This window comes from Halobacillus sp. HZG1 (genome assembly GCF_035818575.1).
GTDB classification, from domain to species: Bacteria; Bacillota; Bacilli; order Bacillales; family Halobacillaceae; genus Halobacillus; species Halobacillus litoralis.
The window spans coordinates 1-25,432 of record NZ_JAYLVQ010000070.1 but is presented as its reverse complement, the minus strand read 5'-3'; the positions used below and the strand labels follow the sequence as shown (position 1 = coordinate 25,432).

Sequence of the window (25,432 nt, the reverse complement as noted above, 5' to 3'; positions counted from 1 at the left end):
AATGATGAACACATATAAGCTTACACTGATTGCCATGCTCGCATCTTTAGCCGTAGCAGGAAGAATGGCATTAGCTCATCTACCGAACATCCAGCCGGTGACTGCGATCATCATTATTGCTGGTTTCTGGCTTGGACCTAGTGCCGGCATTCTCATTGCTCTGCTCACGACTTTTGTATCGAATGTGCTGCTGGGCATGGGCATATGGACAATCTGGCAGGTAATCGCCTGGTCAATCATAGGAATCGTTGCTGGTCTATTAGGGAAGTATTGGTCGAACATGCCATCATGGGGTCTTTCCATCTATGGATTCATCAGTGGGCTTATGTTCGGTGTCATTCTATCATTGACCATGCGGGCAGCGGGACAACCCTTTTGGGCCTATTATTTAGCCGGCCTCCCGATGGATTTCAATCATGCAGTATCTAGTACTGTGTTCATATTGGCTCTTTCTCCAATACTCGGAACACTTTTCCAACGCTACGAAAAAAGAAACGCCATATCAAAAGTATCTTAGCTACCCGAACCAAGGGTAGCTTTTTTGTTACTGCTACCTCTATATTTTGTTAAAGATAATGGCAGGATTGTGGAAGACTCAGTTTCGAGGCTTTCCCGGGTTCGTTGCCCGGGTTGAGCGTCAGGGGTGGCTGGGAAGCTACTCGTCTAGCTCCATCGCCCAGACACTCGCGTCATAAGCAGAACAGCAAAGGAATGAAAAGCACATTCCGTTGCTGTTCTGCTTATGCAAGTCGTGTCTACCAGGGCGATTCCGCATTTGGACACTTTCCTATGGGGGAGTGGCGAGCTTCCTCGGGCTACGCCCTGCGGGATCTCGCCGATCTCCTTTCTCCCACGGGAGTCTCCCAGCTTCCCAACCACCCCATACGATTATTGTTAGAAACGAATCCCTTTGCCCAGTATGAGTGTCTTTCACAAATCCTGAATCAATAGTGATAAAGCGCTCTATAACAGGCTTTATCATTCATAATGAGGTTGGAGGATCCAGATTGCTTCACTTTCCTTAGGAGTAAAAGCTTCCTTTTCCGGAAGTTCTTTCGAGATACTTATATGGCAAAGGGGCGGAGGGGAATGGCGAGACTCCTATCTTAAGTGTGCAGGCGCCTTGGTCAGCGGCGTATGGACTGGACTGAGCTGGCGTAGATAAAGGAAACACGGAGAGCGTAGCGATTCGATGTTGACTTATCGTACAGAAGCGAGGGAAGTCTCACTAGCCGCTAGGTGCCGGAACCGGATATCTAGGAGGAAAAAAGTGCATGGTGAGACCCCACAGGACGCAGTCCGAGGAGGCTCACCGCGCTCCCACGGAAAGCGAGCTATTCCCCGCAGCCCCCATCCACACAACAAAAGTCTCGAAACTTAGTCTTCAACTAAAGGCAGCATTAGTTAAAGGTGGGATGGAGGGAGCTGCTGGTGATTTTGTTTGGAAAACGAGGTTCCTTTTTCTTTTTTTGCATATTAAGATAGATAGTGTAACTTTTTCATACATAAGACGACTATTAAAGTGACCCAGGAGGTACCACCATTGCGAACGTTCTTTGATGAACTATACGACAACTATCACCATGACCTGTTTCAGTTCCTGGTCTATATGGTCAAGGACAGAAGTCTTGCCGAGGACCTGGTTCAGGATGTCTATGTAAGGGTCATGAAATCCTATGAATCATTTAATGGTAAAAGCTCAGAGAAAACATGGTTGTTTTCAATAGCCAGGCACGTAGCCATTGATTATTTCCGTAAACAGAAAAGAAAAAGAAACCGCTTCATGGAATTCTTTGATTGGACGGAAAAAGGGGAACAAATCAAAGATCAGAATAAAATGCCGGAAGAGATAGCCGTGCAGAATGATGAAATTCAACGAGTATATCAAGCATTGGATCAATGTACGGTCGATCAGCGAAGTGTGCTGATTTTCCGTTTTATTCAAGGGATGTCCATAAAAGAAACAGCAGAAATCTTAAGCTGGAGTGAGAGTAAAGTGAAGACGACTCAACATCGAGCTATGAAAGCTCTGAAGATGATACTTGAAGACATGGAAGAGGGGAGGGGAAACCGTGAAGAAGCATAGTGATGAAGATATCAAAAAAGCATTAAGCAAACTTCCTGCTATGGAAGATCGTCAATCGAAAGAAAGGCTCTATCAAAAGGTTTCTTCACGCGTAAATAAACCACAAAGAAAAGTAGCTCCATGGCTTTTTCCAGGATTGGCTACGGTTGCTGTTTTACTCGTCCTTGCCGTGTTCGTACCTGTCTTCTTCAGTAACAGTGGAATGCTTACCGTAGAAGAGTCCGCTGATCGGGCAGATCAAAGTGCAGAGTCTTCTACTGCAAATGAAGAAACGTCGCCTTCACTCGATTCATCATCTTCAGAAAATGGAGAGGAAGCACCCCAAGCAGGCGAATCGAAGGTCGCAGAGGACCGGAAAGCTCAAGAAACAGAGCTTGATTCATTGATTTTGGCCAGTGAGGAGAGCGGCTTGACTACACTTTCTTATCCAGGGAAAAATGCCGAAATCATCCTGCCTACAGTACAGAAACAGCAGGAGTCCGAAGAATTTTCACCAGAAAGATATGGGTTAGCTGACAGAGTGGTAGACGAATTGAAATATGAGGTAAATGAAACAGAAGGGTCAGCTGTCGTTACGTTTCCTGATGGTTTTAGTGTTAATGGCACAGCGTGGGCAAGCGCAATCATCGAAAGCATTCGCTGGGACTTGGAGAACTTTCAACTACAGGAAATTTCTGTGCAAACCGATTCTGGTGATCCTGTCAACTTAGGAAGTTACGGTGAAATTTCTGAAGTTCCTGTCATTCAACAAGGAGAGTACATTTTTCAATTGTATCAGTATGAAGCATCATCTGAACGATTCCTTGCTCCGATATCTGTGGAAGATTCTCTGACGTTTCGCGAAGCACTTTCTTTGATGAAAGAAAAGGGAAAAGGTCTCTATGTCAGCCCTGCCGTGCCGGAACATGTTCAGTTTACTTCAACAACAATAGATCAAGGAATCATGAATATACAGGTTGAACATGAATCATGGGCAAGTGAGCAGCAGCTTTTGACGATGGTGGAAGCTATTCTTGTAACCGCTGGGCAGTTTGGTTTTGAAAGGGTCAAGTTCAATGGTATGAATGTCAGCGAATTTTCCACCTATGACCTTAAAGAACCGATTGATGTACCTGAAATAATGAATCCTGTCATGGACCAATGATTGAGAATCCTCTGCGGTATTTGCAGGGGGTTCTTTTTACTGGTTGAGGAAAGACGGTCCATCAGCGCCCTTCTTGTTTCAAACTATGAAACCCGTCCTCAATACTTGACTTCGACGATGTTGTGTTTAACCGAAAGCTTTAAAGCCTTTGTTCTAGGATTGGCCCTCCTGCTCATGTTAAAATAAAGGAACGTAGAAAAGGGGACGATGAGTCATGGATAAACACGATGTGCGGAAACAGGTGTCTGAAAAAATAAAATTGATCCGTGTCGAGCATGGATATACCCAGGACAGGATGGCAGAAATCCTCGGATTATCCAAAAAGACGCTTGTCCAAATTGAAAAACAAAGAACGTTGGCAGGCTGGACGACGGTCGTGGCCGTATGTGCTCTTTTTCAAGAGAGCGATGTTCTCAAAGGCGTATTAGGGGATGCTCCTGTAGAAATCGTGGAAACTATTGCTCATGAACAAGTGGAGCCTCAAGGGAAGAAAACACTTGGTGGCAAAGTATGGTGGCAGACCATTGCAGAAGGTGAAAACTACATCCTTCAGCAAAACCTGATCAGTCAACATTATAGAATCATTGATTCTGAAGATTTTCGTATGTTCTCTACCATCAATCGGACGGAGGCGGAAATACGTTTTGAAGAACTAGTCAAATAAAAAAAGCCCCTTGAAAAAGGGGCTTTGGTCACGAAAAGAGGTACATCACTCTTCGTATTTCAGAGGGTCTCCGTGAAATGGAGCTGAGGAGATCTTTATAGAATCTGTCGGACATCCTTCCCATGCATCTTCCATATCCTCTTCGTAAAGCTCTGGCACTTCATCCGTACCCTCGTTATCATCAAGGACGACATAAGCAATTCCTTCATCGTCGTAGTCATATAAATCAGGGGCAGCAGCACCACAGGCCCCGCACGCAATGCAGGTCTCTTTATCTACGATTGTATATTTGGCCATAGAACGACCTCCTTCATGGAACTTCTCTATGATCGAGGTATTGATTACATAAGTACAACGTTTATTGTAAATCGCATGGGAATGGTTTTCAACTAAACCATGCTGAATAAGGAAGAAAAAGGGGGGGGAGAAGATGTTCGTTCATTTGGTTTTAACTTGTGTGGATCGACTCCGGGGAGAGCGTACAGTCTCAGGCATTTATCATTTACTGACAGGAAAACGTTCTTCACAAACCTTACAGGATGCGAAAGGGTACGAGCTTGATCCACTGTTTGGTGTCTATCCATCATTGAAGCGTGAGTCATTGGAGAAACAGATTAACATACTGGTTCATAACGGGTTTATCCAGTTAAATGAACAATCTTTTCCTTCCATAACTTCTGAAGGGACTCGGCAATTGTCATCTTTCCCGGTTCATGAGCTTCAATACTTTGAAGGAATGGTTTGGCATGACGTGGTTCCTACTTTTGTCAAAAGAGTCTATCTACTGCTGCAAGCGATGGCGAACTCCAATGCCGGCATTCACCACTATGTACCCATCGTTGATGACTTTGGTACACAAAATTGGGTGCGGAAAGTCCATCAGCAATTTCAAGATAAACTGCCAAAGATGGGGGAATCGTTGTATGAAGAAATTCATCACCTCCTAAAAAAGCACCCGTCTCTTCAAGCAGAATTGTTCGTCCATCGTTTGACGGGCGGGGGTGTGATTGGCATGACAATCGAACAACTCACAAGGGAGTTTGAATTATATAGAGAAGATGTTGAGATCATGCTGCAACACACCTATTATTATCTATTTCTTGAATCTAAAAGGGACAAGGCTCGCTATCCTGTGCTGCACCTCTGTACAAAAGGACTCGATGCGACCCACCTGATTACAAGATCGGCAAGGAAGACATACCAGTATATTGAACAAGGGTTGAGCATGCAGGAAATTATGAATATACGGCGATTGAAAAAGAGCACGATCCAGGACCACATTGTAGAATCCGCTTTAATTATCCCCGATTTTTCGATTGCTTCTTTTTTGAGTGAGGTTGATGTACGTGAGATTAATAAAATGGGGAGTCAATTAGATACAAAAAAGCTGAAGCAAATACATGAAGCATTGGATGGAAAGTATGATTATTTCGAACTGCGCCTCGCATTAGCAAAAGGCCAGCACGCAATAAGGGAAGGTATGACAAAGGATGAGTCATGATCTAGGTTTGATACTAAAAGAGAATTTTGGCTTTGACGAATTCAGGGAAGGTCAGAAAGAAGTCATTACAGATGTTCTGGAGGGGGAAGATGTATTAGGAATCCTACCGACTGGAACAGGCAAATCGCTATGTTATCAACTTCCTGCCAAGGTCCTTGGTGGCACGACCCTTGTCGTATCTCCCCTGATCTCACTGATGGTGGATCAGGTGAAGCAGTTGAAGGCTTCTGGATATAAAGCCGTGACGGCTGTGAACAGTTTCATGGATCAGCCTGAAAGAAATGCTGTATGGAAGAACCTTCATAAATACTCGCTTGTCTACATTTCACCAGAAATGCTGCAGAATGATTGGCTGCAGCAACGCCTGAACCGCATGCATGTCCCTCTCTTTGTTATTGACGAAGCCCACTGTATATCTCAGTGGGGACATGAGTTCAGAACGGATTATCTCAAGCTTCATCAGACCATTGAAAATCTTTGCCACCCTACCGTAATGGCCTTAAGTGCAACCGCGACCCCTGATGTGCAGCAGGATATCATGGAAAAGCTGAGACTTCCCCATATGAAAAAGAGAATCTATCCGATGGATAAACAAAACATAAGTTTTGCTGTGGAAGAATGCACGAGTCCAGAAGAAAAAACGGAACGAATCGTTGAAGTGCTCAAGCAAAACCAAGCTCCTACCATGATCTATTTTTCAAGCCGCCAGTGGGCAGAAAAAGTCAGTTTTGAACTGAGGGACCGTTTGGACCAGAGAGTTGCCTTTTACCATGGTGGAATGGAACAAACAGATCGTATGCTTGTGCAGCAGCAATTCATGAATCATCAATTGGATGTCATTTGCTGTACGAGTGCCTTCGGTATGGGGGTAGACAAAAAAGACATACGCATGGTGATCCATTTCCATCTGCCCCCTCAACTGGAATCCTTTATCCAGGAGGTTGGCAGGGCAGGACGGGACGGTGAAGCGGCGGTCAGTCTACTGCTTTTCACACGTCAGGACCATTATCTTCCTCAGAGACTTATACAGAGTGAACTTCCTGAGAAAAATGATCTTCACCGAGTCTTCTCTTTTTTAATGAAGAAGCAGGGAGAAGATGTGCCATCAGATGATATCATGATTGAACGCTTTGAGTTATCCGAATCCCAATGGAATTTTATCAAGTTTCAGTTAGAAGAAGAGGGTGCTTTACAAAACGGAAAACTAGTAGGGGTGACCGCGAACCTCTTTCAGGAAATTCACCGCTTTTTAGAGGAGAGGTGGATGTATAAGCACAATAAATTGAATGAAATGTTGAAATGGATCCACTCATCTGATTGTCGCAGAGAAGCGTTATATAAACCGTTTCAGGACATGGTCCGAAAGCCAACCGTTCCATGCTGTGACCAATGTGATTTCAGCATGGATGACCTATCTTTCCAGGAGGAGCGACGTACGTATGATACGTTCAGCTGGGAGGATCGTTTAAAGTTTATTTTCAAACAAGGAGCCGGTTTATGAAACGAAAGAGTCAATCAGAACTGATTATGGAAATGAACGACCGGGAAATTACACTACAATTGGTTCTTACTCAGTTGAGTATACTGATTCTCGCAATTATTGGCAGCGTATTCCTTTTTGATGCTTTCTGGGCTGATTGGAGCAGTCAAGTGGGTTTCCATTTGAACGAGCTGTTGCTTTACGGATTGATACCAGGACTTATGGTGCTTCTCATCGACCTTTTTCTCGTGTATCGTTTACCACAAAGGATGTACGATGATGGCGGCATTAATGTCAAAGTTTTTAAGAATCGTTCGAGTTTAAGTATTATTGGCATTACTTTGCTGGTTGCGGTAAGTGAAGAAATGCTATTCCGCGGTGTTCTGCATGCGGAGTTTGGGTATGTGGTGGCAAGTGTACTCTTTGCCGTTATGCATATTCGTTATTTAACAAAAATCGTGTTATTGATTTCCGTATTATTCGTCAGTTTCTTTATCGGGTATATGTATGAGATGACGGGTAATTTACTTGTGACCATCCTGGCACATTTTCTAATTGATGTTGTATTAGCCTTTTGGATCCGTTTCGGAAAATGGGGGGAAGCCGATGAGTGAACAGCATTCATCAAAAGAGCAAACAGAGCAGATGAGGAATGACAAAGAAGATGGCGGGTATGAAGAGGAAGAGTTTGATATTCTGGATCTGCCACCAAGAAAAGATGTTCATGAAGGTAGGAAAGAAAAAACGAGCTGGAAGGTAAATGCGATTTGGATGCGCTTCCTCTTTGTCGTTCTTCTTATCTTGATTATCGTGATGCTTTCGTTTCCTTATTGGGATGTGTGGTTCGGACAAACCTTTCCTAAGCCAGGCTTCATAGAAGAATCGCCCTACCATGAACACATCACGGTAGAGCGTTGACTTTTAGAAAAATTGTTTGCGATCCCTTTCAAACTTAAGTATTTCAACCGCTTCCCTGAACCTTTGGGAATGAACCACTTCCCGTTCACGCAAAAATTTCAAACTGTCATTCAAGCATGGGTCATCCGACATATTAATGATCCACTGATAGGTGGCTCTGGCTTTCTCCTCAGCAGCTATGTCCTCATATAGATCAGCAATCGGATCTCCTTTCGCCTGAATATAAGTGGCGGTCCACGGGCTTCCTGCTGCGTTATTGTAATACAAAGCGTGGTCGTGGTTTGCGTAATGGGCCCCAAGACCTGCCGCCTTCATTTGTTCCGGTGTCGCATCTTTCGTGAGTTTATAGATCATCGTGGCGATCATTTCTAAATGGGCGAATTCCTCTGTCCCGATATCCGTCAAAAGACCAATCACTTTATCCGGAATACTGTACCGTTGATTCAAGTAGCGAAGGGCTGCGGATAATTCGCCGTCCGCTCCTCCATACTGTTCAATTAAATATTTTGCAAGCCTCGGGTTGCATTCGGTTACTTTTACAGGATATTGTAATTTCTTTTCGTAATACCACATAAGCGCCCTCCTATGTCCTTCATCCTTGAAGGTTTATAACTGCCATGGCCATGGACTATCTCCCCAATTCCATGGATAACCTGAAAAGCTGGCACCATACTGCCTTAAAGGCCCAAACTGCTGCTCATAGGCAGATTTCAGATCTCTGCTTTCAACGGCAAGCTGATTGAACTGCTGGATAGCCTGGGTGTCCTGCGGATGGGTATCCAGGTAAAGAGTAAGTTCTACCAAAGCGAAATCCACCATTTGAATCTTTTCCATTAAAGCATATCGCTCTTTAGCAGGATTAGCCCCTTGCTTCATCGTTTTGCTCCTTTCTCTAGAGGTGTAGGGTAGGGATCATACAAAGCCGGCCAAAGAGTTCCTTTATACAACGCGTCTTGTATCGGGAACTGCTGCAAGTTTGGGGGCTGAAATCCAAGATAGAGATTAGGCGGTGTCTGATAACAAGCCGTCCCTCGTGGCGGACATGGATCAAAAGGGCCGTGGTAAGGCTGGTAGCATTTAATTGGTGTGTACATCCTACATCACATCCTTTTCCTAGGAATTTTATGTGGGCCCTTCTTGTCCTATGCGATGCAGGCAGGATATTCGCAGGTGGATGGCGAAATTATTACCGTGCAAATTAAAAAGAAGAGGTGAGTGTATGTTTGTTAAAGGAATTATGAAACCCGCCCACAAATCCTTCACGGCGGAATCATCCGCTTCACTTTCAGAAGTTCTGAAAGTGCTTGATGATAAAGATATTGAAGCCATGCCTGTTTTAAGATCAGGTCAATTCACAGGAATGATCTCTAAAGAAATCATATTCCGGGCTTATTTTAATTCTGAAGAAGGAATAGATCGGAAGACGTTTCTTCGTGAAACCACTGCTGGTGATGTTGCCATGTATGAGGGGTTTTATATTCATGATGAAGAGGTTTTTGAACATACGCTGCCGTTGTTCAAAGGTTTTTCCGTGCTGGCTGTCGTCAACGAATCAAAGAAATTTCTTGGTCTCGTGACAAGATTTGATGTCATCGAACAGTTCGAAAGTGCGTTCGGGGTCAACAAAAAAGGAGTCAGAATTGCTTTCACTTCTGAAGAGTCATCAGGAAGAATTGAAAGACTCGGGGATATTATTAAAAGTTATCACGAAAACGTGATTTCACTTGCTACGTTTGATGAAACCGATAAGCTTGCCAGAAGAATTGTCTTGAAGATTGAAGACAATGATAATATTGAAGCATTTACGAAGAAGCTTGAAAAGACAGGTTTTAGAATTCTAAGCGTAAAGAATGTGTGAGGAAGTTCATTCATTTTTCTTGGGTTTATAATGGTGACTAACTGTAGAAAAAACCGCTCAGGATGTGTAATCTTGAGCGGTTTTTTCTGGTATTTATGATTCATGTTGTATCACATTCTCTATAAATTTGAGGGATCAGGTGAAATGCTTCCTTGCGAGTCCGTTTTATCAAGCTTACACGTTTGTGATAATATAAGAGTTCTATAAAGATAACGTGGGGGTGTTCAAATGGTATGGATCCTGCTAATGGTACTCATTGTTGGCGTTATGCTGTTGGGTTTTATGTACGTTTTGTCAGAGAACGATCACTTGCAAGAAAAACAATTGGATTGTAAAGGGCTGGATACTCACCAGAGGATTCAGCTGCTGTTCATTAGTGACATACATAATCGAAAATTAAATGAGACGACGTTCTCAAAAATAAGCACTGTCGATCTTGTCATCATCGGTGGTGATTTCGTAGATAAAAGGACATCTTATGAGCGTTTTATGCACAACCTATCCCTATTGAAGCAATGGGGAGCTCCCGTTTATTTCATTCCCGGTAATAATGATCATGAGTGGAGGTACGGATCATTTTTGGATGAATTGATGAAAGAAGAAGTCATCCCCCTTTCAAACGAGGATGAGTTTGTGGAGTTACCAAACGGAACTCCGGTCGTATTGAGTGCCTTAGATCCATATTTTATGAAACCTAACCGAAATGCTTCCTATTTAGAAGATGAAAAAGGACTGCAGATTCTTTGTGTACATGATCCTTATGTGTTCAACCGGATGACTCAAGAGGCCAAGGATAGGTTTGATATCGTCTTGAGTGGACATACCCATGGTGGACAGATTCGGATTTTCGGCTTCGGACCTTATGAGCGGGGCGGGTGGCAGATCAGTGAAAACCAGGCTATGCTTGTAAGTGAGGGATATGGTACATCCTTAATGCCTCTGCGTCTAGGAACCAAAGCGGAATGTCACTGGATAGAATTAACATCCAAAAAATAAAATCTACCTCGAAAACATATAGGGAGAATATTGAAATTTTACACATATTCTTGACATCTTATATAATAAAGGAAAATGGACGGGTGGAGGCAGACTTATGGCAACAACGAAAGCAAAATACAATATAAAAGCTGTGTCACAGTTATTAGGAATTCAGCCGGGTACACTCCGTGCCTGGGAAAGAAGATATAAAATGATTCGCCCTTCAAGGAATGAGGCTGGCCATCGTCTGTACACCGATGAGCATGTACGAATTCTAAAATGGTTGATGGAAAAAGTGAACAAAGGATTCACCATATCGCAAGCGGTTTCCTTGTTAGAAAGTAATGAAGAAGCGGTGACGAGTACCAATCATGATTCTGAACATAAAACGGAACTGGATAAAATTGGCGATGAATTGTTGAACAGCCTACTATCCTTTAATGAAAACGATGCGCAGCGTCATCTTGATCATGCGTTCAGTTTATTCACGCCAGAAACCGTGGCTATTGATATTATTGGACCTATCCTTGTGAAAGTCGGTGACTTGTGGGAGGAAAACCGGATTACGAGTGCCCATGAGCATTTCGCGAGTCACTTCATCCGTTCCAGGATCGGCATGATGCTTCTGTCTATTCCAGTCGATGGAATGCTTCCGAAAGCCCTGCTTGTCTGTGGTCCTAACGAAAGGCATGAATTAGGGTTGTTGATCTTTGCTCTCTTTTTGAAACGGAAAGGTTACGATGTCATTTATCTCGGTCAGAGTATTGCAGGCGGAGATATTGATATTGTCATTGATGAAATTGAACCCACGTATATGTTCATGTCCTGTACGCTTAAAAAGAATATCCCCATAACGGTAAGGCTTGCAGAATCATTGCAAAAACAATACCCTGACCTGAAAATTGGTCTTGGTGGATATGCTTATGACCGCCTTTCTGAACTGGACAAAAAACGAATCCAGCCGTTTATTGTAGGAAACTCTAAAAAAGCATGGGAACGCTGGTTGCAGGCGACATAATGGTCAGTATTTACAACAGAAACTGAATGCAGGCTTAATAATGGAACGGTACCTTGTTAAAAGGGGCCGTTCCATTATTAACGTGGGAAAACGCGTGTTCTGTCGTCGTTCTAAGCCTACCCTCATAACAGAAGAAGCCATTATGACTGCATTTACAAGAGTTGTTAGTTAACTATATGAGCCTTTTGAGAGGAGGGTTCATTACATAATGATTGATTTGGCGGCGGAAAATGTTTGCCCACGCCCAAATCGTTAGATATAATTTGAAAAAAGGTGCCATAATCGCATCAGTCATCATAAGATATAGATAACACATCGTGACAGGGGGGCGATCATGTGCGAGTGGAAAGAATGACGAATGAGAAATTTAAGATCTTCCTTACGTTTGATGATCTGATGGACCGGGGGTTGTCTCGTGAGGAGCTTTGGAGTGATTTACCTAGAGTGCATCGTATTTTCAGTGATATGATGTATGATGCAGGAATCGAACTGGGTGTCGAACTGTCAGGTGTCCTGTTGGTGCAGGTATATCTCCTGCAAGCGCAAGGCATGTTAGTCGTCGTAACGAAAACAGAGCCCGCCGATATAGAAGACGATGAAGATTACATTGAAATGAAGGTCACTTTGGATGAAAGTAAAGAAATGATGTTCTCCTTTGAAGACTTCGAACATGTCATCCGGGCAGGGCACCAGCTGTATCAGCTTGATGTAACCGGAGGCAGTGTTTTCTTCTATCATGATTCTTATTATATGCTTCTTGAAGATGAAGATATCTTCCATTTAGATCAAGATCAAGTGATTGCGCTATTATCTGAGTTCGCTTCCGCTACAGCAGCGACCTCTCACCGCTTGATTGAATATGGAAAACAAATCATGGACAAAGATGCATGTCGAACCATCTATAAACATTTTTCATAAACTGCAAGAGCGACGCTTCATAAGAGTCGTTCTTTTTTTATGGCATATCGTTGTCACTGGTACGTTTTTTTCGCTATCCGGACATCCGTTTCCAGGGACTCCGGAAAACCGTTTGCTTTCCAACCACCCCTGATCCTAACTTTAGCAATAAACCTAAAAACGCATCTACTTTCATTGGAGCGAATGTTGGAGTTGGAGGCTTAGGGATATAAAATAATTCAGTGTATTTTTAAATAGAAGCTTGTAAGGGAACATGTTAAGATAAGAGTTGGTGTAAGTTAATTATTATTTAGTGGTCTATGAAATGGAGTGTAACAAATGAAGATTGCGGTTTTATATGGTGGTACATCAGGGGAACGAGAAGTTTCTCTCTCAACTGGAAAGGGAATCATTAAAGCGTTAGAGAACAAGGGACACGAGGTTACGCCGATCGACTTTTCTCCTGAAAAAATGGAAGAAGTACTGAAGTTGGATGTGGACTTGGTTTTCATCGGGCTGCATGGACGTTTTGGTGAAGACGGAAAGATTCAAGGGCTTCTAGATATGCTCGGCATACCGTATGTCGGTTCAGGAGTTTTAGCGTCAGCCCTGGCCATGGACAAAGCGAAATCCAAGCAGATCTTTTCCTTGAATGGTTTACACACAGCGAAAAGTGAAGTGTTTGATGTTACAGACCACGGTCAATTTTCCGTGATTGAAGATGAAATCAAACGGACGTTCACTCTCCCATTCGTCATAAAACCGAATCAAGAAGGTTCTACTTTAGGTTTAACTATCGTCAAAAAAGAACAGGATATACGCCAGGCGATCGAAATGGCTGCACATTCTGACTCTATGATTCTAGTTGAAGATTATGTTAAAGGCAGAGAAGTAACCGTACCTGTGATGGGGTATAAAGGAAAAGAACAGGCCCTTCCTGTAATAGAGATCATTCCTAAGAATGATTATTATGATTTTGATTCAAAATATAAACCTGGAGGCAGTGAACATATCGTACCAGCCAAAGTGAGTGAAACGTTGACCGCTCAACTGCAACAAGACGCCGTCTTGGCTCATCAGCTGCTTGGTTGTGATGTTTATTCGCGTGTTGACTTCATTATTAATGAGAATGAAGAGCCGGTCATTTTAGAAGTGAATACGTTGCCGGGAATGACACCAACGAGCCTTTTCCCTGATTCTGCTCAGGCAATCGGCTTAAGTTATGACGACCTTATCCAAAAATTCGTAGAGCTATCGTAATAGAAGAAAGCCACACAAGTGTAAACGTTTACAATATTTCTTTGAAAACGGTTAGAAAAAGCCGCATTCAGCTTTCCTAATTAGTAGTGAACGTGTATACTAATCACTGAAGAACGAGCCCTAATCGAATGGATTGATATAGGAGGTAAATGGATGGTAGCCGATAAGCCAACAGATTCTGCAAACCAAAATAACGATAAACTTGATGTGTTAAAGTCCACTCAGACGGTGGTTAAAAAAGCACTAGATAAACTAGGTTATCCTAATGAAGTATATGAGTTGATGAAAGAACCTGTAAGAATGATGACGGTAAGAATTCCTGTTCGTATGGATAATGATCAGATTAAAATCTTCACAGGCTATCGTTCCCAGCATAATGATGCGGTTGGTCCAACTAAAGGAGGCGTCCGTTTCCACCCGAACGTTTCTGAAAAAGAAGTAAAAGCGCTCTCTATTTGGATGAGTCTGAAAGCAGGAATCGTTGATCTTCCTTATGGAGGAGGTAAAGGGGGAATCGTATGTGACCCGCGCGAAATGTCCTTCCGTGAGCTTGAAGGAGTCAGCCGTGGGTATGTGCGTGCCATCAGTCAGATTGTAGGCCCTACAAAAGACATCCCTGCACCAGACGTGTTTACAAACTCTCAAATCATGGCCTGGATGATGGATGAATACAGCCGGATTGACGAATTCAACAATCCTGGATTCATTACAGGAAAGCCCCTGGTTCTTGGTGGTTCACATGGCCGTGAAACAGCGACAGCCAAAGGTGTGACCATATGTATTGAAGAAGCAGCCAAGAAAAAAGGAATCAACGTAGAAGGGGCCAGAGTCGTAGTCCAGGGCTTCGGTAATGCAGGAAGTTTCCTTGCGAAATTCATGCATGACCGCGGAGCGAAAGTGATAGGAATTTCAGACGCCTACGGTGGGCTTCACGATCCAGATGGACTTGACATTGACTACTTATTAGATCGCCGTGACAGCTTTGGAACAGTCACCAATCTATTCAAAAATACCATTACAAATGAACAGTTATTGGAGCTTGATTGTGACATTCTCGTACCTGCAGCGATCGAGAATCAGATTACGGAAGATAATGCCCATAACATAAAAGCAACCATCGTCGTAGAAGCAGCCAATGGTCCGACGACATTGGACGCTACAAGAATCCTTTCTGAACGTGGAATTTTACTTGTCCCTGACGTGTTAGCTTCCTCAGGTGGGGTGACTGTATCCTATTTCGAATGGGTCCAAAACAACCAGGGTTATTATTGGACAGAAGAAGAAGTGGAAGAAAAGCTTCATAAAGTCATTGTTAAAGGCTTTGATAACGTTTATCGTACGGCTGAGACGCGTCGTGTAGATATGCGACTTGCCGCTTATATGGTCGGAGTTAGAAAAATGGCGGAAGCCTCAAGGTTCCGAGGATGGATCTAACTTGATTCTACGAATGCAATCTCCTATCATGGTTATGGTAGGAGATTCATTTTTTATGAAAGAACAGGCGCCATATATGGACACGTTGAGAATATGAGTGCCCCGGATTGTAACCTTTGCATGAAAGCTTACGAAGTATAGTGGGAAATTGTATGTGGAAACCATACCAGATGGATAAAGTGGTATTAAAGGATTGACCTGTATCGGGAATGGAAGAGGAGTGTTGGTCGTGCAAGAAGAAAAAGTCATCATTATCGGTGGTGGGCCATGTGGAATGAGTGCAGCCATCGAATTGCAAAAAGAAGGAATAGAGCCGCTTATTATTGAAAAAGGAAACATCGTCAATTCGATTTATCATTACCCTACACATCAGACGTTTTTCAGTTCGAGTGAAAAGCTTGAGATCGGTAACATCCCATTCATTACAGAACGTCAAAAGCCTGTCCGCAATGAAGCATTGGCCTATTACCGAGCGGTCGCAGGAAGAGAAGATTTACGAGTGAATACGTATGAAAAAGTAACAAAAGTGGAACGGAACGACCACGGGTTTATCGTCCACTCAGAGAGAGTAGAAGGCGAAGCCAAGAGTTACCGGGCGAGTCAAATCGTCATCGCTACTGGATATTATGATCAACCCAATTATATGAATATTAAAGGTGAAGATCTACCAAAAGTGAAGCACTATTTCAAAGAGGGACATCCCTATTATAAGAAGAACGTCGTCATCATTGGCGGCAAAAATTCCGCGGCCGATGCTGCCCTGGAATTAGAAAAATCTGGAGCGTGCATTACTGTTCTTTACCGTGGAGAAGATTATTCGAAAAGTATCAAACCGTGGATATTGCCACAATTCGAAGCATTGGTCAATAAAGGCATCATTGATATGGAGTTCTGTGCGAATGTCAAAGAAATTACCACAGATGAGGTTATCTATGAATGTCAGGGGCAGGAAAAACGAATTGAAAATGATTTCGTTTTTGCTATGACTGGGTACCGCCCGGACCATGCGTTCCTCACTAAAATGGGAGTAGAGATGGATGAAGAAACCGGAAGGCCTGCGTTTAATGAGGATACGATGGAGACGAACATTCAGGGCATCTATATTGCAGGTGTCATCGCAGCTGGATATAACAACAATGAAATCTTCATTGAAAATGGCCGTCACCATGGTGGAAAGATAGCCCAAGCACTTACTGCTAAATAAATGTAAAGAAAAAGCCTGGAGTTCTTTTTTTGACTCCAGGCTTTCTTGTATAATCCATTGATTTTTCATCGGTTTTAGCTGAACATATGTTCCAGTTCCGTCATATTTGTGGTCATTTCAAGTGCAACCATAAGTTTGATACGGGCTTTTGGTCCAGTAAGTCCATTAGCAAAGATGATTCCCATTTCCTTCAGTTGACGACCCCCACCTGGATAACCATATGTATCCTGCACAATTCCTTGATAGCAGCGGGAGACCAGAACAATCGGAATGCCATCATGAAGGGTCCGTTTTAAAGCATCTACCGTTTCTGGTGGTAAATTCCCTTGCCCTAAAGCCTCGATGACAAGACCATCTACCTTGCTTTCGCGAACGGCATCAATCAAAGTGCCATCCATACCTGCGTAAGCTTTGATAAGGGCCACTTGCTTTCCAATGTCTTGAATGGGATAAGAATCACGGCGTGTCATTTTATGGTGGAAAAACACTTCCGTTTTAGTTGTAATTCCGATTGGACCATACTGAGGGCTTTGAAATGTTGCTACATTACTCGTACTGGTTTTAGTCACGTTTTTAGCCGTATGAATTTCATCGTTCATGACAACGAGCACACCCTTGTCCTGTGCTTCATCACAGTTGGCTACCCTGATCGCACTGAGAAGGTTATACAGACCATCAGATCCGATTTCATTACTGGAACGCATAGCGCCGGTAACGACTACAGGTTTCCTCGTCTGCAAAAACAAGTCTAGAAAATAAGCGGTTTCTTCCAATGTATCTGTACCATGAGTGATAACAATGCCATCATAGTTTTTTCTGGACATTTTTTCATGGATGGATCGACCCAGTTTCAACATGTGATCCGGCCGGATATGTGGGGAAGGGAGGTAAAACAAAATCTCATCTTCAATGACCGTGTTCCCTTTTAACATAGTGGAGATCTCATCCAAAGGATGCTTGGACGAAGTGTTCACTTCTCCTGTTTCTTTGTTTTCCTTCATAGATATTGTGCCACCTGTGTGAATGACTAGTATACGCTTCATATTTACACCATCTTCCATTCAAATGTTCCTTTTCTCATACCTTCATGATACGATGAAACGTAGGTGAATGAAAGAGAGAGGGTTGAGAAACATGGCCATATTGACTGCCGCTATATCTCCTGCCGTGGCCATCATGACATTTATATACTTAAGTAAACGGATCGAATTAGAGCCCCTTCCTTTAATTATCCGTATGTTCATCATAGGCGTAATCATGGTTTTTCCTATCATGTTCATTCAGTATGCTTTCGAAGTTGAAAATGTATTTCACTCGTCATTGATGAAATCATTTTTTCTTGCTGGTTTACTGGAAGAATTCTTTAAATGGTTCTTTATGTTATTTGTAGCCTATCGTCATTCTGATTTTGATCATCATTACGATGGGATCATTTACGGAGTGGCTGTCAGTTTAGGTTTTGCAACAATTGAGAACATCATCTATATTTTTCAAAACGGTATTGAAATCGCCATTCTGCGTGCTGTTTTCCCCGTCTCCTCACATGCTCTTTTTGGAGTCATTATGGGATATTACATGGGGAAAGCTAAGTTCAGGACAAATCGTTCAAACTGGTGTTTAACGATAGGGTTGGTCATTCCCGTAGGATTGCACGTCATTTATGACTATATTATTACTGTGAAAGAAATGACATGGATGTATTGGATTACTCCGTTTATGATTATTTTATGGCTTATCGGCCTTCGTAAGATTAAAATAGCGAATCAGCATCATGAAAAATTATTAAAAACATGAACAGCCAGAGGGCTGTTCTTTTTTTATGCGCTGAAGACCAGAATCATAAGGCTTAGGATATGTAGCTGAGTGCAGAGATGAAAATATGCATAATCTTTTGGTTCTGTTAAAAACTACCCCTATAACTAAACTATTGGGTCAGGGGTGGATATTGGATGGTGTGGAAGAAGACGATGGTCGTTTTTATGGGTCTAGCCTTGTTGCTTTTCCCTTTATCAGAGTTGACCTATGTCAAACCTGTCCTAGGTTTCTCAAATCAGGTCATTCAGCAAGGGGCCACAGGTGATGATGTCATTGAACTTCAATCCAGGTTGCAATACTTAGGTTTTTACAACGGTGAAATTGATGGAGTTTTCGGTTGGGGAACCTACTGGGCGGTTCGTAATTTCCAATATGAATTTGGACTGGAAATTGACGGACTCGTCGGTCAGGAAGTAAAAAATAAGCTGAATAAAGCCAGCAACTACGATGAAGGTTACGTAAAAGAACAGATCAGAAAAGGCAATGATTTTACACATTACGGGGGGACTCCCAAATCCCAGCAAACCAAACAAGGGAATCAACAGAAACAGCAAAATCAGCAACAGCAACAACAACAACAAAACCAGCAGCAACAACAGCCAAAGGAACCGACAGCTGTTAATGTTCCAAGTGGCTATTCACAAAACGACATTCAATTAATGGCAAATGCTGTTTACGGCGAAGCCCGCGGAGAGCCATATGTCGGTCAGGTGGCAGTAGCCGCTGTCATTTTAAACAGGATCCAGAGTGCTTCATTCCCTAACAATGCTTCTGGTGTCATTTTTGAACCACGTGCTTTCACTGCCGTGGCTGATGGCCAAATCTGGCTCGAGCCTAATGATCAGGCAAAAGAGGCGGTCATGGATGCGATTAATGGATGGGATCCTTCGGGGCAGGCTCTGTACTATTTCAATCCAAACACAGCCACATCGGACTGGATCTGGACAAGACCACAAATCAAGCAAATCGGCAAACATATTTTCTGTAAATAGGAGGTGGGCGTATGGGTAAATGGATTGCCATCATATTACTAAGTTTAACTACGGTTGGTGCAGGCATTTGGGGCTATAAAGAAAATCAGGACAAAAATGCTGTCTTGATCCAGGCTGAAAACAGTTATCAAAGGGCATTTCATGAACTGACTTACAATGTCGATCTTCTCCATGACAAAATCGGTTCAAGCTTAGCGATGAACTCTCGAAACCGGTTATCCCCTCAACTCGCTGAAATATGGAAGATTTCTTCTGATGCAAGTTCAGATGTAGGCCAGCTGCCACTGACACTTCTTCCTTTCAATAAGACGGAAGAATTCTTACACGACATCGGTGAGTTTACTTATCGGACAGCTGTTCGAGACCTGGAAAAGAAACCCCTCAGTGAAGAAGAAATCCAAATGCTTGAGGAGCTTCACAAAAAGTCGGGTGAAATTGAAGGGGAACTTAGAAAAGTACAAAATGTCGTCATGAAAGATAATCTAAGGTGGATGGATGTGGAACTTGCTTTAGCCACGAATGATGAAGTTGGAGATAATACCATCGTCAATGGATTCAAGACCGTAGAGAAATCTGTGGATGGTTTCGAGGGATCAGTAACGAATACAAGCCTTGGTTCTTCCGGTCCGCAGAAGAGCTTCCGAAACCTTGAAGGTGAAAAAATTGATGAAAAGCAAGCAAAAGAAATCGCCAGTCAATGGCTCGAAAAAGTACCAACAGATAAACTCACAGTTACTAAATCAGGAAAAGGTGCAGATGTACCAATGTACACGGCTTCCTTTCAAAACGGTGACAAAAATGGGTACATCGACTTGACGGAAAAAGGAGGACATCCTTTGACCATCATGATCAGCCGTAAAGTCGCTGAGCCGAAAATTTCCCTTTATGAAGCGTCTGAAAAAGCGAAAAAATATGCCAAACGCTTGAAAATATCTAACTTAGAGCTCGTCGAAAGTAATCAATACGACAACATGGGTGTTTTCCGTTTTCTTTACACTCAGAATGACGTCAGATTCTTCCCTGATTCTGTCGTAGTAAAAGTGGCGCTTGATAATGGAGAAGTCCTCGGGATGAGTTCGCGTGATTACTATAATTTCCATAGTGAGCGAGAGCTTAACGAACCTGAAATTTCATTGGAAGAAGCAAGAGCAAAAGTGAATCCAAATGTCAAAGTACAGGAGAATCATCTTTCTGTGATAGAAAATGATGTCAATGAACAAGTGCTTTGTTATGAATTCCTTGCTACGATGGAAAATACGACTTATCGTATCTTTATTAATGCGACCAATGGACAGGAAGAAAAAGTGGAAACGTTGAAAAAAGCAGAGATGAAGTTCAATCAGGAAGTTTAAAAAAAGAACCCTTTGATCAGGGTTCTTTTTCTCTGTCTTTATACCTATTATCTTCCTTTTTTTAGAGAGGCATGAGATAATGTAATCATGTATATAGAGGGGGAGCATGATGCAGAATTTGAAGGTGGGGACACCTCTTACGCTAGAGTTAAGAAAACCAGAAGTGGAGGAAGTCGATCAATACAAGTGTAAATTGGTGGACTTTGAAGGTAGTAAAATTTACATTGATTATCCTGTACATACAAAGACTGGCCGGACCGGATTTTTTCTGGACGGCACACAATTTCAAGCAAGTTTTGTTGGTCAAGACGAATCGGTTTATTGGTTTAAGACAGAGGTGATGGCACGGGAAAAAAGAAACATTCCAGTTATAGGTTTGTTTTTTCCCGGCATGGAAGAATTGAATAGGGTTCAAAGACGCAAATATGTACGTGTTGATGCCTCTGTGGATGTAGCTGTAGAAAGCAACACGCTATCTTTTCCTACGATTACGAGCGATATTAGTGGTGGAGGGGTCATGTTAAGACAGTCGCCCTCCAATAAATTAGAAGAAGAGGAAAAGATCAGCTTGACGCTTGTTCTGCCCATGAATACAGGGGAGATCCATTATGTGTTTGCCGACGGTAAAGTAATTCGGGTTATCCCTGCGAAAGATTCCCAGCATGAGAGGGTTTCTATTGAATTTATTGATATTCATGAAAAGGACAGACAGTTGATTATCAAATATTGTTTTGAACAACAGATGCAGTCACGAGTGAGAGCACTCAAATAAAATGGATTTTCATAGTAGATTTATGTTATTCTTGACTGTGATCATTAAGCGAAAATTTTAGAGAAAACGCGCTGTACCAGTGCGTTTTCTCTTTGATAAGACAGATGGAGGATACGGATCGTATGAACACAATGACAATTGCCATTGACGGCCCAGCGGCAGCCGGAAAAAGTACTGTAGCAAAAAAAGTCGCAGAAAAGCTATCTTTTATTTATGTGGATACAGGTGCAATGTATCGAGCATTAACATGGAAGGCGTTAAAACAAGGCGTTTCACTCGAAGATGAGGATGGTCTGGCTCAGCTCCTGAGTCAATCTGAATTGAACCTTATTCAAAGTGATTCCGGTCAGAGAGTTATTCTCGACCAACAAGATGTGTCAGATGAAATCAGGACAGCAGAAGTTACTAATCAAGTATCGATTGTAGCTAAACACAAAAACGTCCGTGAAGAAATGGTGCAAAGACAGCAGGAACTCGTCAAGGACAAGGGTGTGGTCATGGATGGTCGTGACATTGGAACCCACGTGCTTCCAGACGCCGAAGTGAAGATCTTTATGATTGCTTCTGTTGAAGAAAGAGCGGAGAGGCGTCATAAAGAAAATATTGAAAAGGGTTTTTCTTCTGATCTGCAACAATTGAAAGAGGAGATTAGAAAAAGAGATGAAATCGACTCTAATCGGGAAATTGCCCCGTTGGTTAAAGCAGAGGATGCCATTGAGATCGATACAACGTCCATGAATATTGATCAAGTGGTCGAGGGCATTTTAAACATCGTAAATGATAGAAGGAAGAAAGGGGACCAGGGATGAACTTATATAAATTAGGAAAAGCTTTGTGCAGCATCATCTTATATCCGATGTACAGAATAAAGATTGTCGGAAAGAAGAACATTCCTGCAGAAGGCCCCGTCATTATTTGTTCCAATCACATTTCCAACATCGACCCACCGGTTGTAGGTATAACAAGCAGCCGGAATATTTACTTCCTAGCGAAAGAAGAGTTGTTTAAAAACCCAGTAATTGGGGGTATATTGAAAAAAGTCCATGCTTTTCCGATCAAGCGTGGCATGAGGGACAGAAACGCCTTACGAAAAGGTCTGGATATTTTGAAAGAAGGGCACGCGCTTGGACTATTTCCTGAAGGCACAAGGCAGAAAAACGGCGAAATCGGCAAAGGTCTTGCCGGGGCTGGTTTCTTTGCATTAAGGTCCGAAGCTGCGATTGTTCCCTGCGCCATCATCGGTCCATATAAAAGGTTTAAGAGATTAAAAGTGGTTTATGGTGAACCGATTGATATGACGGAATATCGTGAACAGAAAGCTTCTGCCCAGGTTGTTACGGATCGGATCATGGAAGAAATCAGACAATTGCATAAAATTCATCAATGATGAGGCGTAATCACTTGACAAAATGCTCTAAATATTAGAAGTTAGACAAAAGGGCATTTCTGTATTATTAGGTTGTGTCGGAATTTGAAGGAGGTAGCTTGGTATGGATGAAATGAATCAAGAAGTATCTGGAATGAAAGAATTCTCTGCAGGGGACATCGTGACTGGTAAAGTCGTGAAGATTGAAGAAAAACAGGTCCTCGTAGATGTTGGATATAAAGTCGAAGGTATTGTACCTATCAGTGAATTATCCAGCCTTCATGTAGAAAAAGCTTCAGATGCAGTGAGTGAAGGAGACGAGCTCACTCTGCAAGTGAAGAAAGTGGAAGATGATGAAATCGTACTTTCTAAGCGTGCCGTTGATGCAGATCAGGCATGGGAAGATTTGGAAGCTAAGTTCGAGAGCGGAGAAATCTTTGAAGCTGAAGTTAAAGATGTAGTTAAAGGCGGGCTTGTTGTAGATATCGGTCTGCGTGGATTCATTCCAGCTTCTTTGGTTGAAACGTATTACGTTGAAGATTTTGAAGACTATAAAGGAAAAACACTTTCCTTAAAAGTCGTGGAATTGGATCGTGAGCAAAATCGTGTAATCCTTTCCCACCGTGCAGTCGTTGAACAAGAAGAATCAGCGAAGAAGCATGAAGTGCTACAATCTCTAGAAGAAGGACAAGTCATCGAAGGTACTGTACAACGTTTGACAGACTTTGGTGCTTTCGTAAATCTTGGAGGTATTGACGGGCTAGTACATATCTCCCAGTTATCTCATCAGCATGTGGAAAAAGCATCTGATGTTGTAGAAGAAGGCCAAGAAGTCAAAGTCAAAGTGCTTTCTGTCGATCGTGACAATGAAAGAATTTCTCTTTCTTTGAAAGCTACTCAGCCAGGACCATGGCATGACATCACTTCAAAAGTGAACCCTGGTGAAACTCTTGAAGGAACGGTACGTCGTCTCGTAAGCTTCGGTGCTTTCGTAGAAGTGTTCCCTGGAGTAGAAGGTCTTGTCCACATTTCTCAAATTTCCAACCGCCACATCGGTACACCTGATGAAGTCTTAGAAGAAGGACAAACGGTGGAAGTGAAAGTTCTGGATGTTGACGAAGACGCTAAACGCCTTTCATTAAGCATGAAAGAGTTGGAGCGTGACGAAACTCGTGCTGAAATTCAACAGTATGAGAAAGAAGATGACAATTCCGGATTCTCTTTAAGTGATATGATTGGCGACAAGCTCGATAAATACAAAAAATAAGCTCCTGAACCATTAAGTGATGGTTCTTGGAACCATCAACAATGGTGATGTGCTTAAAAGAAGTAGGGATGGATATGAGCAGATCTGAAAGAAAGATTGACCATATCCGCCACGCCATCAGTCACGAACGGGAAATTCATAATCATTTTGATGACATCGAAATTGTTCATCAAAGTCTTGCCCGTCTCAATTTCGAGGAAATACAGATGAATATACAAGTGGGGGAACTTTATTTAAGTTCCCCTCTTTTTGTTAATGCGATGACTGGCGGTGGCGGAGAAGAGACCATGGCTATCAACCGTGACTTGGCTATAGCAGCAAAAGAAACGGGGATTGGGATGGCTGTCGGTTCTCAAATGTCGGCATTAAAAAATACCGAAGAGCGAAGAACATATGAAATTGTCAGAGAAGCGAATCCTGAAGGTGTCATTTTTGCTAATGTTGGTAGTGAAGCAACATTAGAGCAGGCAAGGGAAGCGGTTCGTATGCTAGATGCCAATGCTCTGCAAATTCATATCAATACGCTTCAAGAAATGATCATGCCTGAAGGAGATCGTGATTTTTCACATCGTATGCACAGAATTCAGAGCATCATTGACCACATGGACGTTCCGGTGATTGTAAAAGAAGTGGGTTATGGAATGTCGAAAGAAACTGCGGATATTCTCTATCAAATGGGAGTTCGTCACTTGGACGTAGGTGGAAGAGGGGGGACTAACTTCTCTAAAGTCGAAAACATGAGGCGAGAGCGTGCATATACTTCCTTTAATAATTGGGGCATTCCCACTCCGGTTTCAGTACTTGAAGCGTCAATTCGAGATGATTTGCATGTTTTCGCATCAGGAGGCGTTCGTCATGGCCTTGATGGAGCAAAGGCTATGGTGCTTGGGGCAAAAGGGTTCGGAATGGCCGGATCATTGTTAAAGATATTAGTGAATGAAGGACGGGAAGAGTTAATTCAGGAGATCCATCATATTCTACATGAATTCAAAATAGCTATGATGCTTCAGAATGCTCTCCACCCTAAGGAACTGAATGGAAAAGCACATGTGAAGTTCGGTTATACGAAACAATGGTATGACCAAAGAATGAAATAAGCCTATGACAAATTTGTCATAGGTTTTTTTATGCTTCTTAAACATAAGCTCCCTATTCTTGAAGACTCAGTTTCGATACTTTTGTTAGGTGGATGAGGGCTGCGGGGAATAGCTCGCTTTCCGCGGGAGCGCGGTGAGCCTCCTCGGACTTCGTCCTGTGGGGTCTCACCAAGCACTTTTTTCCCGCAGGAGTCTCGCCATTCCCCTCCGCCCCTTTGCTATATAACTATCTCGAAACCACTTTCAGGAAAGGGAAGCTTTTACTCCTAAGGAAAGTGAAGCAACATGGATTCTCCTACAACATTTTGAATGATAAAGCCTGTTATAGA

General features: G+C 42.6%; 29 protein-coding genes. 24 read left to right on the top strand and 5 right to left on the bottom strand.

Features of this window, described 5'->3' with window-relative positions:
* The first annotated feature begins 4 nt into the window (after positions 1-4).
* From VKA52_RS13285 to VKA52_RS13265, 5 genes are all read left to right on the top strand, one after another.
* A complete protein-coding gene (locus VKA52_RS13285) occupies positions 5-517 on the top strand; it encodes an ECF transporter S component (protein ID WP_326315994.1) in 513 nt (170 codons plus the stop codon).
* Between the two features lie 194 nt (positions 518-711).
* A complete protein-coding gene (locus VKA52_RS13280; protein WP_326315993.1) occupies positions 712-951 on the top strand; it encodes a hypothetical protein in 240 nt (79 codons plus the stop codon).
* A gap of 592 nt (positions 952-1,543) precedes the next feature.
* Positions 1,544-2,086 (top strand): RNA polymerase sigma factor SigX, encoded by a 543-nt coding sequence (gene sigX / locus VKA52_RS13275; RefSeq protein WP_160913628.1) that lies wholly within the window; start codon positions 1,544-1,546, stop codon positions 2,084-2,086.
* Positions 2,073-3,230: a hypothetical protein gene (locus tag VKA52_RS13270; RefSeq protein ID WP_326315992.1), complete on the top strand. Its 1,158-nt coding sequence runs from the start codon at positions 2,073-2,075 to the stop codon at positions 3,228-3,230. Before sigX ends, VKA52_RS13270 begins: the two co-directional genes overlap by 14 nt.
* A 214-nt stretch (positions 3,231-3,444) precedes the next feature.
* Positions 3,445-3,894: a helix-turn-helix transcriptional regulator gene (locus VKA52_RS13265; RefSeq protein WP_326315991.1), complete on the top strand. Its 450-nt coding sequence runs from the start codon at positions 3,445-3,447 to the stop codon at positions 3,892-3,894.
* A 45-nt stretch (positions 3,895-3,939) separates the two neighbouring features.
* On the opposite strand, the gene VKA52_RS13260 is transcribed toward VKA52_RS13265, so the two are convergent.
* The gene (locus tag VKA52_RS13260) at positions 3,940-4,191 is read right to left on the bottom strand and encodes a ferredoxin (protein ID WP_206945231.1); all 252 of its coding nucleotides are present in this window, start codon (positions 4,189-4,191) and stop codon (positions 3,940-3,942) included.
* Positions 4,192-4,324: 133 nt separating this feature from the next.
* Between VKA52_RS13260 and VKA52_RS13255 the strand changes: the two genes are divergently transcribed.
* The 4 genes from VKA52_RS13255 to VKA52_RS13240 are packed head-to-tail and all read left to right on the top strand — an operon-like array spanning position 4,325 to position 7,793.
* Complete coding sequence (locus VKA52_RS13255) at positions 4,325-5,395, top strand: helix-turn-helix domain-containing protein (RefSeq protein WP_326315990.1); 1,071 nt, start codon at positions 4,325-4,327, stop codon at positions 5,393-5,395.
* Positions 5,385-6,896, top strand: coding sequence for a RecQ family ATP-dependent DNA helicase (locus tag VKA52_RS13250; RefSeq protein WP_326315989.1), 1,512 nt, complete (start codon positions 5,385-5,387; stop codon positions 6,894-6,896). Before VKA52_RS13255 ends, VKA52_RS13250 begins: the two co-directional genes overlap by 11 nt.
* Complete coding sequence (locus VKA52_RS13245) at positions 6,893-7,489, top strand: CPBP family intramembrane glutamic endopeptidase (RefSeq protein ID WP_160913616.1); 597 nt, start codon at positions 6,893-6,895, stop codon at positions 7,487-7,489. Before VKA52_RS13250 ends, VKA52_RS13245 begins: the two co-directional genes overlap by 4 nt.
* The gene (locus tag VKA52_RS13240; RefSeq protein ID WP_326315988.1) at positions 7,482-7,793 is read left to right on the top strand and encodes a hypothetical protein; all 312 of its coding nucleotides are present in this window, start codon (positions 7,482-7,484) and stop codon (positions 7,791-7,793) included. The genes VKA52_RS13245 and VKA52_RS13240 overlap by 8 nt, the downstream gene beginning before the upstream one ends.
* Positions 7,794-7,796: 3 nt before the next feature.
* On the opposite strand, the gene VKA52_RS13235 is transcribed toward VKA52_RS13240, so the two are convergent.
* The 3 genes from VKA52_RS13235 to VKA52_RS13225 are packed head-to-tail and all read right to left on the bottom strand — an operon-like array spanning position 7,797 to position 8,887.
* Positions 7,797-8,366, bottom strand: a complete 570-nt coding sequence (locus VKA52_RS13235) for a manganese catalase family protein (protein WP_146815984.1) — start codon at positions 8,364-8,366, stop codon at positions 7,797-7,799.
* A gap of 33 nt (positions 8,367-8,399) precedes the next feature.
* Complete coding sequence (locus tag VKA52_RS13230; protein ID WP_160913613.1) at positions 8,400-8,669, bottom strand: spore coat protein CotJB; 270 nt, start codon at positions 8,667-8,669, stop codon at positions 8,400-8,402.
* The gene (locus VKA52_RS13225) at positions 8,666-8,887 is read right to left on the bottom strand and encodes a spore coat associated protein CotJA (protein WP_160913611.1); all 222 of its coding nucleotides are present in this window, start codon (positions 8,885-8,887) and stop codon (positions 8,666-8,668) included. The genes VKA52_RS13230 and VKA52_RS13225 overlap by 4 nt, the downstream gene beginning before the upstream one ends.
* 125 nt (positions 8,888-9,012) lie before the next feature.
* Here VKA52_RS13225 and VKA52_RS13220 point away from each other — a divergent pair, with 125 nt between their 5' ends.
* From VKA52_RS13220 to VKA52_RS13190, 7 genes are all read left to right on the top strand, one after another.
* Complete coding sequence (locus VKA52_RS13220; protein ID WP_160913609.1) at positions 9,013-9,651, top strand: CBS domain-containing protein; 639 nt, start codon at positions 9,013-9,015, stop codon at positions 9,649-9,651.
* Positions 9,652-9,879: 228 nt separating this feature from the next.
* Positions 9,880-10,647, top strand: coding sequence for a metallophosphoesterase (locus tag VKA52_RS13215; protein ID WP_326315987.1), 768 nt, complete (start codon positions 9,880-9,882; stop codon positions 10,645-10,647).
* A 97-nt stretch (positions 10,648-10,744) separates the two neighbouring features.
* Entirely contained in the window at positions 10,745-11,647 is a 903-nt protein-coding gene (locus tag VKA52_RS13210) for a MerR family transcriptional regulator (RefSeq protein WP_326315986.1), read from the top strand.
* A 351-nt stretch (positions 11,648-11,998) separates the two neighbouring features.
* On the top strand, positions 11,999-12,565 hold the full coding sequence (locus tag VKA52_RS13205) for a genetic competence negative regulator (RefSeq protein WP_202412461.1): 567 nt from the start codon (positions 11,999-12,001) through the stop codon (positions 12,563-12,565).
* Positions 12,566-12,883: 318 nt separating this feature from the next.
* Positions 12,884-13,804, top strand: coding sequence for a D-alanine--D-alanine ligase (locus VKA52_RS13200; protein WP_326315985.1), 921 nt, complete (start codon positions 12,884-12,886; stop codon positions 13,802-13,804).
* 153 nt (positions 13,805-13,957) lie between these two features.
* A complete protein-coding gene (locus tag VKA52_RS13195) occupies positions 13,958-15,238 on the top strand; it encodes a Glu/Leu/Phe/Val family dehydrogenase (protein WP_326315984.1) in 1,281 nt (426 codons plus the stop codon).
* Positions 15,239-15,467: 229 nt separating this feature from the next.
* Entirely contained in the window at positions 15,468-16,442 is a 975-nt protein-coding gene (locus VKA52_RS13190; protein ID WP_326315983.1) for a YpdA family putative bacillithiol disulfide reductase, read from the top strand.
* A 74-nt stretch (positions 16,443-16,516) separates the two neighbouring features.
* On the opposite strand, the gene VKA52_RS13185 is transcribed toward VKA52_RS13190, so the two are convergent.
* A complete protein-coding gene (locus VKA52_RS13185) occupies positions 16,517-17,485 on the bottom strand; it encodes an asparaginase (protein WP_206945218.1) in 969 nt (322 codons plus the stop codon).
* 91 nt (positions 17,486-17,576) lie between these two features.
* On the opposite strand from VKA52_RS13185, the gene prsW reads away from it, so the two are divergent.
* The 8 genes from prsW (at position 17,577) to fni (ending at position 25,103) form a co-directional block, all read left to right on the top strand.
* Positions 17,577-18,236 carry a glutamic-type intramembrane protease PrsW gene (gene prsW / locus VKA52_RS13180; RefSeq protein ID WP_326315982.1) on the top strand — a complete coding sequence of 220 codons (660 nt, stop codon included), beginning with the start codon at positions 17,577-17,579 and terminating at the stop codon, positions 18,234-18,236.
* Positions 18,237-18,391: 155 nt separating this feature from the next.
* Complete coding sequence (gene sleB, locus VKA52_RS13175) at positions 18,392-19,249, top strand: spore cortex-lytic enzyme (protein ID WP_160913592.1); 858 nt, start codon at positions 18,392-18,394, stop codon at positions 19,247-19,249.
* A gap of 11 nt (positions 19,250-19,260) precedes the next feature.
* Complete coding sequence (ypeB, locus tag VKA52_RS13170) at positions 19,261-20,601, top strand: germination protein YpeB (RefSeq protein WP_326315981.1); 1,341 nt, start codon at positions 19,261-19,263, stop codon at positions 20,599-20,601.
* A gap of 109 nt (positions 20,602-20,710) precedes the next feature.
* The gene (locus tag VKA52_RS13165; protein WP_326315980.1) at positions 20,711-21,373 is read left to right on the top strand and encodes a flagellar brake protein; all 663 of its coding nucleotides are present in this window, start codon (positions 20,711-20,713) and stop codon (positions 21,371-21,373) included.
* Positions 21,374-21,495: 122 nt separating this feature from the next.
* Positions 21,496-22,182, top strand: coding sequence for a (d)CMP kinase (cmk, locus tag VKA52_RS13160; RefSeq protein ID WP_160913587.1), 687 nt, complete (start codon positions 21,496-21,498; stop codon positions 22,180-22,182).
* A complete protein-coding gene (locus tag VKA52_RS13155; protein WP_326315979.1) occupies positions 22,179-22,760 on the top strand; it encodes a lysophospholipid acyltransferase family protein in 582 nt (193 codons plus the stop codon). Before cmk ends, VKA52_RS13155 begins: the two co-directional genes overlap by 4 nt.
* 103 nt (positions 22,761-22,863) lie before the next feature.
* On the top strand, positions 22,864-24,006 hold the full coding sequence (gene rpsA / locus VKA52_RS13150) for a 30S ribosomal protein S1 (protein WP_089652592.1): 1,143 nt from the start codon (positions 22,864-22,866) through the stop codon (positions 24,004-24,006).
* Between the two features lie 74 nt (positions 24,007-24,080).
* Positions 24,081-25,103, top strand: coding sequence for a type 2 isopentenyl-diphosphate Delta-isomerase (gene fni, locus VKA52_RS13145; RefSeq protein WP_326315978.1), 1,023 nt, complete (start codon positions 24,081-24,083; stop codon positions 25,101-25,103).
* Positions 25,104-25,432 lie beyond the last annotated feature (329 nt).